18 protein-coding genes are annotated in these 14,196 nt (G+C 43.0%); 3 read left to right on the forward strand and 15 right to left on the reverse strand.

From position 1 onward, the window contains the following. Window positions 1-4 precede the first annotated feature (4 nt). The 8 genes from AC58U0_RS05925 to AC58U0_RS05960 form a co-directional block, all read right to left on the reverse strand. Window positions 5-754, reverse strand: a complete 750-nt coding sequence (locus tag AC58U0_RS05925; RefSeq protein ID WP_057301861.1) for a demethylmenaquinone methyltransferase — start codon at window positions 752-754, stop codon at window positions 5-7. A 19-nt stretch (window positions 755-773) separates the two neighbouring features. Next, entirely contained in the window at window positions 774-1,640 is an 867-nt protein-coding gene (locus tag AC58U0_RS05930) for a heptaprenyl diphosphate synthase component 1 (protein ID WP_497378068.1), read from the reverse strand. A gap of 96 nt (window positions 1,641-1,736) precedes the next feature. Further along, the gene (locus AC58U0_RS05935) at window positions 1,737-2,270 is read right to left on the reverse strand and encodes a hypothetical protein (protein WP_497378069.1); all 534 of its coding nucleotides are present in this window, start codon (window positions 2,268-2,270) and stop codon (window positions 1,737-1,739) included. A gap of 123 nt (window positions 2,271-2,393) precedes the next feature. Beyond that, on the reverse strand, window positions 2,394-2,642 hold the full coding sequence (gene mtrB, locus AC58U0_RS05940; RefSeq protein WP_056838064.1) for a trp RNA-binding attenuation protein MtrB: 249 nt from the start codon (window positions 2,640-2,642) through the stop codon (window positions 2,394-2,396). Between the two features lie 77 nt (window positions 2,643-2,719). Further along, window positions 2,720-3,646 (reverse strand): phosphatase PAP2 family protein, encoded by a 927-nt coding sequence (locus AC58U0_RS05945; RefSeq protein ID WP_497378070.1) that lies wholly within the window; start codon window positions 3,644-3,646, stop codon window positions 2,720-2,722. A 239-nt stretch (window positions 3,647-3,885) separates the two neighbouring features. Then, window positions 3,886-4,965 carry an FtsK/SpoIIIE domain-containing protein gene (locus AC58U0_RS05950; RefSeq protein WP_497378071.1) on the reverse strand — a complete coding sequence of 360 codons (1,080 nt, stop codon included), beginning with the start codon at window positions 4,963-4,965 and terminating at the stop codon, window positions 3,886-3,888. Between the two features lie 26 nt (window positions 4,966-4,991). Next, window positions 4,992-5,180 carry a hypothetical protein gene (locus AC58U0_RS05955; protein WP_497378072.1) on the reverse strand — a complete coding sequence of 63 codons (189 nt, stop codon included), beginning with the start codon at window positions 5,178-5,180 and terminating at the stop codon, window positions 4,992-4,994. Window positions 5,181-5,408: 228 nt separating this feature from the next. Then, window positions 5,409-5,654 (reverse strand): hypothetical protein, encoded by a 246-nt coding sequence (locus AC58U0_RS05960; RefSeq protein WP_497378073.1) that lies wholly within the window; start codon window positions 5,652-5,654, stop codon window positions 5,409-5,411. Window positions 5,655-5,801: 147 nt separating this feature from the next. On the opposite strand from AC58U0_RS05960, the gene AC58U0_RS05965 reads away from it, so the two are divergent. The 3 genes from AC58U0_RS05965 to AC58U0_RS05975 all read left to right on the forward strand — a co-directional run bounded on the left by AC58U0_RS05965 (window position 5,802) and on the right by AC58U0_RS05975 (window position 6,663). Next, complete coding sequence (locus tag AC58U0_RS05965) at window positions 5,802-6,008, forward strand: helix-turn-helix transcriptional regulator (RefSeq protein ID WP_497378074.1); 207 nt, start codon at window positions 5,802-5,804, stop codon at window positions 6,006-6,008. 205 nt (window positions 6,009-6,213) lie between these two features. Beyond that, entirely contained in the window at window positions 6,214-6,426 is a 213-nt protein-coding gene (locus tag AC58U0_RS05970; protein ID WP_497378075.1) for a hypothetical protein, read from the forward strand. Continuing rightward, the gene (locus AC58U0_RS05975) at window positions 6,427-6,663 is read left to right on the forward strand and encodes a hypothetical protein (protein ID WP_497378076.1); all 237 of its coding nucleotides are present in this window, start codon (window positions 6,427-6,429) and stop codon (window positions 6,661-6,663) included. 80 nt (window positions 6,664-6,743) lie between these two features. Here AC58U0_RS05975 and AC58U0_RS05980 read toward each other — a convergent pair whose 3' ends face one another. The 7 genes from AC58U0_RS05980 to AC58U0_RS06010 form a co-directional block, all read right to left on the reverse strand. Further along, window positions 6,744-7,508, reverse strand: a complete 765-nt coding sequence (locus AC58U0_RS05980) for a glycoside hydrolase family 25 protein (RefSeq protein ID WP_497378077.1) — start codon at window positions 7,506-7,508, stop codon at window positions 6,744-6,746. A gap of 2 nt (window positions 7,509-7,510) precedes the next feature. Then, on the reverse strand, window positions 7,511-8,248 hold the full coding sequence (locus AC58U0_RS05985; protein WP_497378078.1) for a hypothetical protein: 738 nt from the start codon (window positions 8,246-8,248) through the stop codon (window positions 7,511-7,513). A gap of 389 nt (window positions 8,249-8,637) precedes the next feature. Continuing rightward, window positions 8,638-11,262 carry a hypothetical protein gene (locus AC58U0_RS05990; RefSeq protein ID WP_497378079.1) on the reverse strand — a complete coding sequence of 875 codons (2,625 nt, stop codon included), beginning with the start codon at window positions 11,260-11,262 and terminating at the stop codon, window positions 8,638-8,640. A gap of 4 nt (window positions 11,263-11,266) precedes the next feature. Continuing rightward, window positions 11,267-12,925 carry a hypothetical protein gene (locus tag AC58U0_RS05995; RefSeq protein ID WP_497378080.1) on the reverse strand — a complete coding sequence of 553 codons (1,659 nt, stop codon included), beginning with the start codon at window positions 12,923-12,925 and terminating at the stop codon, window positions 11,267-11,269. Between the two features lie 12 nt (window positions 12,926-12,937). Continuing rightward, window positions 12,938-13,126 carry a hypothetical protein gene (locus tag AC58U0_RS06000; protein WP_497378081.1) on the reverse strand — a complete coding sequence of 63 codons (189 nt, stop codon included), beginning with the start codon at window positions 13,124-13,126 and terminating at the stop codon, window positions 12,938-12,940. Window position 13,127: 1 nt separating this feature from the next. Then, window positions 13,128-13,541: a hypothetical protein gene (locus AC58U0_RS06005; RefSeq protein ID WP_497378082.1), complete on the reverse strand. Its 414-nt coding sequence runs from the start codon at window positions 13,539-13,541 to the stop codon at window positions 13,128-13,130. An 11-nt stretch (window positions 13,542-13,552) separates the two neighbouring features. After that, window positions 13,553-14,188 carry a hypothetical protein gene (locus tag AC58U0_RS06010; protein WP_497378083.1) on the reverse strand — a complete coding sequence of 212 codons (636 nt, stop codon included), beginning with the start codon at window positions 14,186-14,188 and terminating at the stop codon, window positions 13,553-13,555. Window positions 14,189-14,196: the final 8 nt, after the last annotated feature.

Below are 14,196 nucleotides of genomic sequence, written 5' to 3' on the forward strand. Positions count from 1 at the left end.
CTGACTACACTCCTGATTTCGTTTTCCCCTTGGTACCTATATGCAAGGCAGCAACCCCGCCTGTTAATGGGTAAGCCTGTACATGTTCCAATCCTTGGTTCGTAAAAATAGCGGCTAACTGTTTATGATCCGGAAAATGGATTAGTGACTCCGGCAGCCACTTGTACTGCTCGTACTTCTTTACAATTAGCTTGCCCAAAAAAGGCAGTACACGTTGAAAATAAAAATAATAAATGGACTTGAATGGCTGCCAAGTTGGCTTAGAGAGCTCTAAAGAGACAACTAGCCCTCCTGGCTTAACGACACGCTGCATTTCACGGATGACCTGCTCCAAATCGGGAACATTACGAAGAGCAAATCCGATAGTTGCGTAATCAAACGTATTGTCGTCAAACGGAAGACTCATCGCATTACCTTGAATTAGCTCAATCTGCTGATCCAAGTGAAGCTGCTTGATTTTCTCAGCACCGTAATCCAGCATGTTTTGGCTAAAATCCAGCCCAACCATCTTACCGCTTCCACTCGCCTGAGCAAGACTGATCGTCCAGTCGCATGTACCACAGCACAAGTCAATAGCTGTCTCCCCAGGCTTCACGTTCATCTTCTTCATTGTGAATTTACGCCATGCTTTATGCCTACGAAAGCTTAGGATACTGTTCATAAGATCATATTTGGGTGCAATACTTTCAAAGACAGAGTGCACGAACTCTTCTTTGGTTTTGGTTGTATTCGTTTTGCTATTTGTTTTTGTCATATTCATCTTGGCTGTCACCTCAAATTTCTTCTAGCACTTTGGGCTGCTTCGCTGAGAATCGAAGAAACGGCTCCCCAATGTGAAACAGTTCACTTATTAGTTTATCTGATTCAAGTTGCTGTACTTTGGACTGTAATTGCTTGGTGTGGGATTCCAGCATCTGATAAAGCTGTGAAGTAATATTATATTTATGAATGAGTGTACGAAGTCTGGCTTGATCGGCTTCTTCCGCATGCAGCTGCTTCCGTTCTTCTTTCGTACCATGCTGTAGAATGTGCCAGAATCCCCAGCTGTCTTTGAAATTCGCCGCAGATTCAACGCGGAAAATTTCTTCAAATAAAACCTCGCACTTTGCATAGCTTCTCAGAATATCAGGCCATGCTTGATCATACACCTCAGTCATAAATTCAGAGAAAGACAAAAACAGCTGAGATTTAATTTCCACGGTTAGGTGGATGTAATCTTCTGCCGTCAATTTCAATTGCTTCATTTTCATGTAGATATTCATCTTAAGACGGTTGACTTCACAGATTGCATTCGATAACTGTTTAATCATATCGATCTGGCCTGCCTGAGCAAGGAGATTGTAAAAGCGGGAACTGAAATAATCCCCTGCAAGAACTTTTAACTGCCTTGATCTTGCTGCTTTTTTCTCTTTGATATCATTGGAAGCCGTAACCAAATCGTGGGTATCGAGCGCTAGTTGAACAAGCGACGTAGCTAGCGTATACAACTCGCTTGAAGAACTAAATTTACTGTTTCCGTTCAAGAATGCAAACAACAGACGTGTGCGAAGCTCCGGAAAATCGGGCAAGTCTGTGTGATTTTGAATCATATCATACTCTGTGTATTGCTTAGCGATCTCTGGGATCCGATAAGAATTCATGCAAAAGCCTCCGTAACCGTGTGCCAAATCATTTATGTTCAAAACATGCTCAATTCAAGTCATTATATCATAACACGTACATAGAAGCACATTTAATTATAAGGGATATCTTTGCTGCCATTTAGAGGTGTATGTGATACGAAAACGGTTTTGTAATTGCTGCTCAAGTTGAATAAGGCTGAGTTCATTCGCATTCTTCTCCATATCCTTCCCATATTCACGCTCAGCAACCATTGCTAGCACAAGCTGTGTAGAGGTTGAATCTGTAACACCCGAGTAATCGATGACACGAACCCATATTTGATTGACATTTTTTGTTTTGGTGATCATGGTTTGTGCGATTGTGTATAAATCTCGATAGACAGCTGCTGAATCCGCGTTTTTCGGTAAGCTCAAATCAAGGGACATGCGGGAGCTGCTCAGCTCGACTTTGCGAATTCGCAATTGAAGTGGGACTTGCACCAGTAAATCTACCATATTATTATTTGTGAGCTCCCCTGCACGATTGCTTGACCAATTATAAGGCGAGCCTAACCCTGTGGAACGATCCATCTTTGGAAGTATAGATAGACAGACGACCATAATAATGGATAGACCTAACGTCATCACAACACGCATCGACCATTTCATGAACAAGCACCTCCTACACTTTGCAAGCACAAAACGAAACAACTAAGCATTCTATAGTTCCAAGCCCTATACACCATTGTACAAAGAAAAAAAGCAGGCTATGCCTGCTTTAACAATTATAAATTATTCTTCTGTGTCAATCGTACCGTACTTGGTCATAATAATTGCCTTGCCTCTAACCTTTACTGCGGATGTATGCTCCGTGAACTGAGCTATCATGACTTCGCCCTTGTCCAGCTTTTCTGTATGATGAAAGCGAGTATCTTGACCACGAGTTAAACCAATGACATGTACACCATTATCCTTAGCTTTAATAACGAAATATTCATTGCCATTCGTATTCGGATTATTCGATTTATTCGATTGTTCCATTTCCATCCTCCGTTCTTGCCTTAACTACAATCCTATACATCATGATGCCAAAAAAAGCATCGGGAAGTCAACCAGCCTTAAACCGTAATTTCATTTGAAGCTGATTTCGTTCCCTTTTGGTAAAATTTCTTAAATGCAGTTGATAGCACATTTTTGGATCCTAAGCGAATGAGAAAATCAGAAAGCTTAACTGTGCCGTAAGCAAATAGCATACCCGCGAATACATCAATCAGCCAATGAATTTGTAGGTACAAGGTTGAGAAAATAATTGCCGCGCAGTATGTGACCATCATCGTTTTGAATATACGGTCCTTTTCTCGTAGGGCGAGAAGAAGCATAGCAAAAGAAATAGACGTATGCATACTAGGAAAACAGTTCATCGTAGCCACTAGTAATGAGTTTTCATCCGCAAAAACTCGGTGTAATAAATCAGGCTGCTTATTAACATACCAGACTTCATGCAATAAGATTAAATTGTAAAAGGGCAAAATAAGCGGGAATTGCAGCATGTGGCCGGATAATGCATAAGAAAGCATTTTTTTAATACTGCGTGTCCAGAAGCTCCGCACAATGCAGATCCACAAAGATAAGACAAAGCCGTAATTATAAATCCAAACCATCGCTTTATCTAGAAAAGGGGTTGCAATCCATCTCGCCCATCCGCCCGTATTCAACGGAATTGCGTTCATATACTGATCCCAATGCCACGGATGGCGGTTATTCTCAAACATCCAATTGGCGATTCTCCACCAGAAACCATTTCCTGTTCCGTAGAAGTAATAAAATACGCCAAGTAATGGAATACCAAAAAGAAAGAATCGTGTCCAATCCACGTCAACTTGGTCTTTACGGACACCTAATAAACAAATTAACAGCAGGATCCAACATTCCTTACTCCAGTTCCCGACCGTACCGATGCGCCAAACCAAGTAAATAGAAGCGATAATGCCAAACATCGTCCAATCTTGCGATTTCACGAGCGTGTTCAATTTCAACTTATTCAAGACCGTTCCCCCTAAATCTTCTAAGAAGTTCTATCTGTTATGGAACAAGCCTCTTCATGAGAAAAAGACATCGGACATTCGATGTCTTTGTCATAATCGGAGTAACACGATTCGAACGTGCGACCTCACCCACCCCAAGGGTGCGCGCTACCAGGCTGACGCGTGTGTTTTCCTGCTTTATGAAGACATATCCACCATAAGAGATTAATCTATATAATGAAGGAATGCAATATGGAATTTTACTCACGACCTTTCAGCAATTTCTTAGCCTCCATCAGACTCAGAAACGGCCCCTGTACCTTCTTCAACCCATTATGTTTAAGCAGCATCAACCCTCGTTCCTCATCCTTGATATCCTCAGCACCAGTCGAGTTAAGTGTTATCTGCGAATTGACTCCATCTGCGTGCTTAAACGCCATTCGTACAGTTAAGTTAGATTTGATGGAGCCCCCCAAAAGTTGAGCATCAGGTCTTTGCATGGAGATGATGAGGAACACACCTAATGCCCGGCCAACACTTCCAATATCCTCAATCAGCGGCATGAGCTGCTTATCCTTTTTCAGCAATGCAACTTCATCTATCGCTAAGATAATGAATGGCAGCTTAAATGCTAAGTCTGTAACGTGTGACACTCCGTACTCATCGCACAAATCACCGCGCCGTTTCATCTCTACTGAAATGTATCCAAGTACCTGTTTGAGATCATCCTTATCCACAACTACGGCCTTAACATGTGGAGAGTTTTTGAACACGTGGAACTCGCTTCGCTTTAGGTCCGCAAGGTACAGCTCCAACTCATCTGGTGTCTTCGTCAGAATAAGCGTCGTAATGATCGCCCGTAGTTGCGTACTCTTACCGCTGCCCGTTTCCCCAGCTATAAGCAAATGAGGGTTCTCCACCATGTCGTATACTTCCCAACCGGCTCTCGATCGGCCGACGACAATAGGTAGATGCATGCCATCTAACGGAATGTCTAACACGTTGTAAGAGAACTGACTTATCCCCTTGTTAAACACCTTAAGAGTAAAGGTTGCGGTGTCTCCGGTAATATCGATATGCGGTCCGTACCCCTGTTCAAACACCCAAAAATGCCTATGCAGCCTTTCTGGATCTACGCCGATGGGTAAAGTAAACGTGTACTCTTGCCGATCCTCAAACACCTCATGCCCGTTGACCGCTGGGTACGTGTACACCCAATCTTTATCGTTTCGCTGCCTGATGAATAGTCGGGCCCGAGTGAAGCAAGTGTGAAGCGTATCTTTCGGAGTCGAGCCCCCAGCCTTGGAGAGCACCACCGCGCTCCCTATACTCGCCACCATACATGCAGCTCCCAAAGCAAAAAGGATCATATCCCAAACACCACCCTCGCGTAGTTTATGAGTTTTGACACCTCAACTAACACGATTATAGCTACAGTGAGATACATCGATATCCGCACGAAGATTATCTTGTTTTGCTGCTTAGCTTCCTTTAGAACACCGGTGATAATCGCGTCAAGGGCGCCAAGTCCGAGTATTGTGAACGCTATTTCCATTGGTAACCCCTCCTTTCGTGATAAGCGGTGGTCGTGCTGGTGGTTTGATCGGCTTCTCTGATGCTTCGTATACGAGTTTCTTATCTATGCCGCAGTATAGTCGGAATGCATCGCGTAGGGCATCTGATCGCTTACCTTCGGGGATGGCGAAATACTTTTGTTTAATATCGTCGTCAAGTTCTTTTCTGAATGGACACATCATGTATAATCTTTTTTCAGCCACGTTGCTCACTCCTTCGCCAATTTGTTATACAGCCTAATCATCCACGTTTGCTTGATTTTCTTGTATAACACGGGGTTATTCGCCTTGTCAGCGTAGAGGTTACTCGATAGCTCCTCCATTGTGCTGGAGTTCTGCAGGATCTCTCCGAAACTGTCCAGTGTGCGCTCCTTCCTCTTCTGCTCCTTTCTGGTGTAATAGGCAGCGCGCGCCAACTCTGCAAGGAATGCCGCGAATAGAACGTCAACGATCATGTGATAGCCTCCTTGTTAGTCATTTGTTATAACATATTAGGGAAGCTTGTCGAACTATGCGTGTCCACTTTAATTTATTTGAGTTTTATTTTATTTATTAGAGGATTCACTTGTCTTTTGGCGAATATATATGTAGAGGTGATAACGATGATTTTACGATGCAGACTTAAAGCTGTGCTTGCTGATATAAATATGAGTCAATTGGAATTTGCGGAAAAAATGGGTGTAAGCCAGTCCACTGTGAGCGCGTGGAATAAAGGGTCCTTGCCTACGTTGGATAAGGTTTATATGATCGAGGAAGTAACAGGTACGGATTTGAGAAAAATTTGGGTAAAGGAGAATGATGAAATATGAAATGTTTATGCGGATACGAACACAAACAAGAGGACTGGGGCGACGGTATCACATTAAATGTCGGAGATGATCCGTTTTTACCAATTGATTTATATATTTACAATTCCCCAGTTAATGGTATGACGATGATAAATGGAAAACAAGTCTGGTTATTCGCTTGTCCAAAATGCGGAACAGTTAAAGTGGTAAAGGAGACAGATAACCAATGAGCAGACTGGAAGAGATTAAAAAACGTAAACAACATTATTTTTACTCAATGTTTAGCGAACACGATTCAACCACGCAAGATGATATCGAATATCTACTCAATGAAGTAGAACGGTTAAAGGAAGCGTTAGATTACGCTAAAAAGGTTTTGGATGATCGCATGGAATACGGTCCATTAGATACAATTAAGGAAATTCTAAAAGAGGATTAGATGAAAAAAAGCAACGTAGACATATCCAAACTACCTAAATTCACATCGCTGGAGGAAGCAAAGGATTACTTCAACCGGTACGGCAAACTCACTTTCTTCGGCTGGAATGGCAGAGAACGGCCTTATGCGGTATATACGTATAAGCGCAACAATGGTGTAGACTACTTTGTGGACATTTACGAGGACGGTCAGGTCGTGGTGATACAGAGGAGTATGCTGGAGAATAAGGATTTTTAAACACAAAAAAGCCTAGCAGGGATGCTTTCCCATACTAGGCTTCTTCGACGCATGCTTTGCGATTGACTAAATATTACCATTTATTGTGTAGGTTGTCCAGAAGCTTTTCGCAATTCATTTGCTAACCTGTGACGTTCTGCTTTATCTGCCTCAGATGCATGCTCATATGCATGTGATAGCCATCGTTCAATGATCTTATTCGCATCCTCAGCACTAATACGATTCATCAACTCTTCCACGCTCCCTTTGTATTCGTTCAAGTCTACATATCCGCTAATACCCGGCACCGCGCCCTTGTCTGTGTATTGTTGGAATGTCCACTCACTCCAGCCGCATCGATCTTGGCCTAATGTGTCTCCGTAATTGGCGTACCAGAGCGGATACTTCGATAATGATTCGTCAAGGTACTGATCCATGAAGAATGGGAACGAGTAGATCATTGCCCGCACATTAAAACGCTTCTCAATAGCCTCTAGCCATGCATGGGATATGGCAACGATCTCCGCTTGAGTCTTCGCATGTACAGTCTCAATGTCCAAAATAGGCGGTATGTCGATGGCTGCAATGCCACCTAAACTATCCAGCACATTACCAAACACCTTGGCCTCTGCAATGGCTTCTGAGACGTTGGAAGCACGGCAGAAGTGATACACACCAACAGCCATTCCGACTTCCCTAGCGGCCACGACATTGACTGCTAAGGTATCATCAATCATGCCTGTTCCTTCTGTCGCTTTCATGATGGCGAAGGAGTAATTAGCCGCTCTTACTTTTGCCCAATCTATAGACCCTTGCCAGTGGGAAACGTCGATACCCTGAGCGTTTTGAGGGTTTCTTTGCTGCATATTTATGCCCCCTTGTTCTGGGTTTTAAGGTACTCATGTACGGTCATGGCAATGTTTAACGCACGTTGTGTCTGGTCGTTATACCTACCGCTTTTCAATGCGTCATACACGTCTGTGAGGTCTTTATTTATGTCTTGAAGGTATGGGAGCATTTCATTGTAGCTCATTGGCATAGCGGTAATTGTTTGAATTGGTGAACCGTCTGTCGTGGCTGCTGATTCCGTTACAGCTGCAGCTATAGAGTTGGCCGCTTTGGAAATAGCTTTCTTAGCATCTACGTGCGATTGCCCAGCAATATAGGCGATGGTCACAGCGTATAGGCCGTAGATAGCATCTGTGTTGAGTTCAAATCCAAACTTATTGTTAAGTGCTGTAACTGCTGCCGCAATGATTAATGCTGCTAATTTCTTACTGAAACTTGATAGTAGAGCTTTTAACATCCTTCTCACTCTCCTTAATTGGTTTCCCTGGCGTATATCCATTTGTGACGATGAAAAGGATCTCCTTAAGTTCAGAAGATCCTCGTAGTTCGATGCCTTTACTTGTCCACGCCATTGATCAGAACACTCCAATCTCTCCATGATGATACGTTGATTATGAAAAATGGCCTCGTCACGTTTATCTAGGAGGTAGTTACGCCGTTCCTTGCGATAGACTGCATACAACGCGAATAAAATCCCCCACCGTATGCCATGGCGATCTATGCTATCTTTAAGCTCTAACAGCCACTCTATCAACATGTTTTACTACCCCCAGTATTGGAACAGGTCCGGGCAATAAAAGCCAATCCTTCACCATAGGACCATACGTAGCCTGTATGAATTGAAGGGTAATGTCTGACACGTCCGATTCCAGTTCCATAGATTCATCAAAGACAATCAATTGCATCAGCTCCCTTCATAGGAAAAACCACTCTTAGCGAGTGGCTTAGTTTTGTGACATAGGACAAATTCTAGTTGTGATATACTAGATTTGAGGTGATCATATGTTGGAATGGATAACGGATTATGTGGTGCAATTTGGTAAGGACTTATGGACTATTGTCGTAGGCGTGTCTATGCTTTTCTTTGGATTTTGCGTATATTACGTTTGTGGACTTGTCGGTGATAGTTTATTCGGGAAGAAGTAATTACCACCGACCCGAGCCGCCACTTTTCTTTATCTCCGCTGTTGTTCGCGGCTTTTCTCCTGTTTGTTGCTGGATATATAGCATCAAGTCCTGCAGTTTCTTCAATTCATCTAACTTCTTATAGTAAGCTGATTTTTCAGCATCATATGGCTTAACTACGGATAACCCTAATGATGGAGTACGGAATTTGTTGTCTAGATCCGTATTTCCTGCGTCTCCTAGATACCCAGAAAGCCCCTTACCTATCTGCCCTGTAGCTGCTTGAATGGCATAATCTAGCTTGGCAGGGATACCAAGACCGCCGATATACTTTTTGTCTTGTCCTGCGAACTTTTCAATAGGCTTACCTTTAAACATGCTATAGTTCGTAGCAAGTTCTATTGGCGTTTTCACAAGTGGAGATATCCCATCAACTGCCAATTTAAGAGGATTTGTAAGCTTGGTTAAATCACCCAATGGTAGGTTTAACCCTAACATTTGGCTCTTACTCACCGGTATCGTGAAGTTTTCTTTCATGAAGTCAGGCATATTGTTTTCATCTAGACCGGCAGAGGTTTGTGCATTCTTACTAATTTTGTCGATTCCCAAGTATGGGCGCGGATCGTTGACGAACGACTTGAGCTGAAACGGAATGTTTTTACGGCTCCATGTGTAGAAGGGGACCGCTCTTTTCATTACATTTTGCTCAAATGGCGTTAGATCAGAGTAATCATATTGAACCTCTTTTACTTTGGCTGCGGCTTGCTCTGGTGTCATACCTTTACTTTCTCTAGCCCACTTGTACAATGCAAAACGATTGACTTGATCGGCAGTATCGCCAATCTCACGAGACGTTTGGAACGGGCTTTTAACCTTGCTAATAGCCTTGCTCATCCCTGTTTTGCTCATGTTATCTACCGTCTTCATTATCGCTGACTCCGGTTCTTCACCCATCCTCGCAAACTCTACCTTAGAAAGATTAGATGAGCCTAAACCATGCGAGCGATACTCTCTAAACATGGCGCTTTCGTTGCCTTTTATCGCGTCGAAAACTTCGTTACCAGCTTTCTTTGTATACTTGATTAACTGGTATGGGTTCATACCGGCTACGGTATTGTTGAACATGGCCCCTGCAACGTTACGAATGTGAAAGCCCGGGCTAAACAAAGCCATCTTTTTCCACGTGTTCTGCAAGGCATCGTAAGCCTTTATCATGCCTTTTGTACCTTCATCAGTGGTAAGTCCTTGATAGCGGTCTAGCGCCTGTTTAACGCCTTTGGTGACGACATACTGACCACCTATTTCATCAGGCAGAGCATTGTTTGGATTCTTCATGAATTTATAGTTATTTGTATCGATCAATTCTAGATGATCAGGGACAGATCCACTCGTATACTTTTGAGCAAACTCAGGATTACTGAGAATGTCACGGCGAAACTTTACTGCATTTCCATAATCAATAAGTTTCTTTTGACCAATGGCGGTTGCGAAATAAGCGTTATCTTCAAACATCTTTCTTCCCACTTGGTCATTTGCGTCCTCTGCGCTACCTGTATATTTACGACCATCTAAAACGTGCTTATCAGGATTGTTCAAACTACCAGTTGGACGGTCAATATTTTTACCCATTGTCGTCTTGCGGAAATTCCGTTCTTCTTGACTTAAAATATGGCGCATGTAACCGTCAATTTCACCTACTGGAATATCGTTGTCAGTCGCCCACTTGCGTAATTCATCGTTACTATTTATTAAATCTTGCGTAGCCTGTAAATGTTCTGGTTCGTTGGATAATTGTCTAAACGGTCTAGGACCATTCGCTACTAAATCCTTTTCCATCAACCGGCCAATGTCTGTTCCTGCATCAATTCCTGTTGTTTTTGCGATATTACCGATATTCTTCAAAGATTCTTCGTTCATGAAGTCTTTAGTATTGTTTGTATCTCGATACAGATTCTTAAGCGTATCATCCGAGCCGCCTGTTAAGGTTTCGTCCCATTTATATTGCGGCACAAAAGCCCTTCCTAACGTGTCCTTAGTCGCGTTAAAGGCAGGTTCTAGCACGTTTGAACGTATGCCTTGTAATGCAGGTGAAACGGACTCCACGGCATTATAAGCGCCTTTGGCGAGGCTTCCTATCGGCTTAGCAACTGCGCCAACACCTTTAGCAATCACGCCGCCAGGAATGTAAGATACAGGATCAAGTCCAATGTCTAACGCTGTGCCTAAAAGGAAATTCCCAACGCCTCCGTTATCACCTAACATCGACTTAGACAACTCCGCGCCAGTTATTCTGTCTTGACCGCTAAAACCCTTCCAAGCAGCTGTTAACGGATTCTCAGCAGTCATATCGCTGGTGTTTTGCAGCACTGACTTATCCAACACATTTTTTATTGCACTCCCGGGTCTTCCTAAAATCTCAAGCGTATCTAAGAAACCATTCTGTCCTTGTGGTAAATTAGTAAGTTTCTCAAACCAATTTCGCTTATCCGCGTCCTCTGGAGTATATCCAGCATCTTGAATGCGCATGTTTGCATTGCCAATCTGTTTTTCGATTGATGACGTTGAAAAGTCTTGATCAGAAGAAGAGGAACCACCCCATCGGGAAGTTCCTCCGATACTTTTATCGCTATAGTTCGAAAATGGCATATAATCACCCTCCGAATACGTTTTGCGTTACCGATGAACCGCCGCTGTTAGGTCTAAATAATCCGCCTAAATCAACTTGGATATTGTTCTTTGGATCGTTTGGAATGGCTGCCGAACCAGATAAAACTCGTAATGCTGTACGTAATTTCTCCGCTAAATCTGTAGTATAAATGCCCAAACTCTCATCTTGATTAATTTGATCCATCGCATCAGTTACCGGAAGTTTTCCGTTTCTTATTGAATTTATCATCCCATCGCGTTCAGTCGCAAAACTTTTAGCGTCTAGCTGGGTTTGTTTATTTATTGACTGATCGGTTTTAGTAGTAAGAGAATCAATCTGAGCTTGCTTGTATTTGTTATCTAAACTATTTGGATTGTTCTGCATGTCAAGAGACTTATTCTTGAATGCCATTTCAGCTGCAAATTGTTGTGCAGATTGGCTCATTTTAGCGTAATCTTGGCCTAAATTAGCCGCAAACTGTTTAACATTCTGATCAAACGTCTTCTCCTTAAACGTCCGCTCCCATAGATCAGAGGCCTTCTGATAATCAAACGTCTTACCTTTGAACTCGTTATCCCATAAACGTTGCGATTCCAGTGAATCGAATTGTTTACCGGAGAGTGTTCTTGTGCTTGAGTTTGGCATGACCCAATCACCACTACCATCCTGTTTAGCGCCGATGAGAGCGCCTAACTGTTGATTTCTTGCAGCAAGTTTTTGTTTATCTGCATCGGAGGCATTAAACCAATTTGCACTATTTGCTGCCATTTCCTGCTTTTGCGCTGCGTATTTATCGTAATCCCCAGTCAACTGACCTTCTTGGATGCCAAATGATTTATCCCATTGAGAGTCACCAACTGCATCGCGGTTAAGTGTTCTATTTTGGTTGAAGTCTTGCCCATTTTTCTGTAAGTCAAACGAACTTTTCCATTGTGAATCACCTATAGCATCTCTACCGGCCTGATAGTTGAATGTGCGATCCGCATTCGATTGATTTACTAATTGTCCATCTCTAGCAGCCTGTAGTTGTTGCATCAACGCTAGATCATCAGCAGAAGCGTTGTCGTTGATGGCGTTTCGTTTAGCAATCAATGAGGAAAGAAGGTTAGTTGCGTTATTGTTAACCTCTGTTGCCCCCTGCTGCTGAGATGTGCCGATGCCGATTTGTCCGGATATGCTATCTCCGCCATTCGCGAGTCCTTGGCTTGCCATCGCTTCTCTCAGACCTTGTAAGCGCTGATTCGCCATCACATCATTACTGTTCAGTCCGCTCACTTTATTTTGATTGATGACATCCTCTTGCCCAACCAAACCAGATAAGGCTTGATCACGTGCCGATTTTAACTTTTGCGATTGGGAAGCGTAATTATTGTTATACATGTTGTTAATCAGATCGGAGATGGAGCCGCCTCCTCCCGATCCATTCCCGGAAGTTGGCACAGCTGTGCCTGTTTGCCACTCTGGTTTATATGAGGCTGAAGCAGTAAGTGATCCGCCTGAACCATTGCTCGTATTTTGATTGTTGTTGATAGAATCATTTGACGATGGCTTAAATTTAGGTGCTATCTGTTTCCATAATGCTCCTGAATCCCATGAACCATCAGCGTTCTTTAAACTTGCAGCTCTTGGATCGAACCCAGGAAAATCTGCGAAAGTAGCCATACGTCACACCTCCTATATTTCAGTTAGATACTGCGCATATTCAGCTTCCCATGTTGCCGACTTTCCGCTAGTTATGATGTACTGATAGACAATCGGAGCACGACTTACAGGGAATTTATACACGTTCACCATTTTGCACCAATAACGTTGATCTCCTGCGGTCCAGTTAGGCTGATCATATGGGTAAGGGTATTCGTACATGTTAAGCGCCTCCTTTGAGTTGGGCGATATCCGCTTGAAGCTGTGCCACTTGAGTTTGTAGATCTGTCACCATTTCCAAAGTGAAGTCGTCGATTGCTTGCATGCCTAGTGTGCGGTCGTCAATTGTCGCTTGTGCTTGAAGAGTGAAATCGTCGATTGCTTGCATACCCACCGTACGTTCATCCAGAACTTTTATTTGCTCCTCAGCTGACGGACCGGTAGAGCCTACAGGCGGAGGGAACCTTTCCGCGCTCCACTGACCGTTCTCATATTTTTTAAATAGGAAGTCGAAGTAATCTATTCCTGACTCAACTTCTGTTGTAATTTCAATAATATTGTCTGAAATAACCTCGTTTTCAGATGTTTGAACTCCGTGACAAATAAAATTAGATCCTATCGATGCGAAGTATCGCATGGTGTACCTCCTTAGTTGAACTCGATAAGTTGCCAATATATGCTTGATGTTGTCTCGCCCGCAAAACTTATTTGTGTCGAGTTTACAGTTCTGTTTGCAGTAATAAATGCTTGTGCGCTATTTGATGCATTGGAATTCGTCGAGGAAGCAAACAAAAGAGCCTTATTGACGTTATACGACGTTACAGACTGTGCGCTTTCTCCACCTGTACCGCCGCCTGGCGTGAAAGTTCCCGTCTGTTTGGATTTCACATTATTAAACTCGTACACATCCCAAAAAATAACAACCGTACCTAGAGAAGCCCCGGTATTTCTGGTAAGTCGAATGGTTGTTGAATTGATGATTGTAGCAGCAATTGCGGCATTTTGCGCTGTTGTTCCTTGAGGGTTTAAAGTGACAACAGCTACACTATCTCCAGTAACTACGGAAGAAATAGTAATGTCCTTCGTTAGATTGGTATCCGTCCATGTCACGATACCAGATTGTGATGTTCTCATATTGCTTCCTGTACCTGTTAGCTTCACACCTACTGCATAGGCAGTCTTCCCGATTGCAATATCAGCCGCTGTTGCTGTTGCATCCCCTGTATTTGTGCCACCCTTATTAAGCTTGTTAGAAACAAATCCATTGAAACTAGATTGAGCCATGTAAACCC

The organism is Paenibacillus sp. J31P190 (assembly GCF_059692075.1).

What these genes read in the sequence shown, in the direction of transcription:
- AC58U0_RS05960 (WP_497378073.1), bottom strand. Translation starts at nt 5,654, where the DNA reads ATGATCGTTGACGTTCTATTCGCGGCATTCCTTGCAGAGTTGGCGCGC.
- AC58U0_RS05965 (WP_497378074.1), top strand. Translation starts at nt 5,802, where the DNA reads ATGATTTTACGATGCAGACTTAAAGCTGTGCTTGCTGATATAAATATG.
- AC58U0_RS05925 (WP_057301861.1), bottom strand. Translation starts at nt 754, where the DNA reads ATGACAAAAACAAATAGCAAAACGAATACAACCAAAACCAAAGAAGAG.
- AC58U0_RS06000 (WP_497378081.1), bottom strand. Translation starts at nt 13,126, where the DNA reads ATGTACGAATACCCTTACCCATATGATCAGCCTAACTGGACCGCAGGA.
- AC58U0_RS05990 (WP_497378079.1), bottom strand. Translation starts at nt 11,262, where the DNA reads ATGCCATTTTCGAACTATAGCGATAAAAGTATCGGAGGAACTTCCCGA.
- mtrB (WP_056838064.1), bottom strand. Translation starts at nt 2,642, where the DNA reads ATGGAACAATCGAATAAATCGAATAATCCGAATACGAATGGCAATGAA.
- AC58U0_RS05950 (WP_497378071.1), bottom strand. Translation starts at nt 4,965, where the DNA reads ATGGTGGCGAGTATAGGGAGCGCGGTGGTGCTCTCCAAGGCTGGGGGC.
- AC58U0_RS06010 (WP_497378083.1), bottom strand. Translation starts at nt 14,188, where the DNA reads ATGGCTCAATCTAGTTTCAATGGATTTGTTTCTAACAAGCTTAATAAG.
- AC58U0_RS05995 (WP_497378080.1), bottom strand. Translation starts at nt 12,925, where the DNA reads ATGGCTACTTTCGCAGATTTTCCTGGGTTCGATCCAAGAGCTGCAAGT.
- AC58U0_RS05985 (WP_497378078.1), bottom strand. Translation starts at nt 8,248, where the DNA reads ATGTTGATAGAGTGGCTGTTAGAGCTTAAAGATAGCATAGATCGCCAT.
- AC58U0_RS05955 (WP_497378072.1), bottom strand. Translation starts at nt 5,180, where the DNA reads ATGGAAATAGCGTTCACAATACTCGGACTTGGCGCCCTTGACGCGATT.
- AC58U0_RS05980 (WP_497378077.1), bottom strand. Translation starts at nt 7,508, where the DNA reads ATGCAGCAAAGAAACCCTCAAAACGCTCAGGGTATCGACGTTTCCCAC.
- AC58U0_RS05935 (WP_497378069.1), bottom strand. Translation starts at nt 2,270, where the DNA reads ATGAAATGGTCGATGCGTGTTGTGATGACGTTAGGTCTATCCATTATT.
- AC58U0_RS05975 (WP_497378076.1), top strand. Translation starts at nt 6,427, where the DNA reads ATGAAAAAAAGCAACGTAGACATATCCAAACTACCTAAATTCACATCG.
- AC58U0_RS05970 (WP_497378075.1), top strand. Translation starts at nt 6,214, where the DNA reads ATGAGCAGACTGGAAGAGATTAAAAAACGTAAACAACATTATTTTTAC.
- AC58U0_RS06005 (WP_497378082.1), bottom strand. Translation starts at nt 13,541, where the DNA reads ATGCGATACTTCGCATCGATAGGATCTAATTTTATTTGTCACGGAGTT.
- AC58U0_RS05930 (WP_497378068.1), bottom strand. Translation starts at nt 1,640, where the DNA reads ATGAATTCTTATCGGATCCCAGAGATCGCTAAGCAATACACAGAGTAT.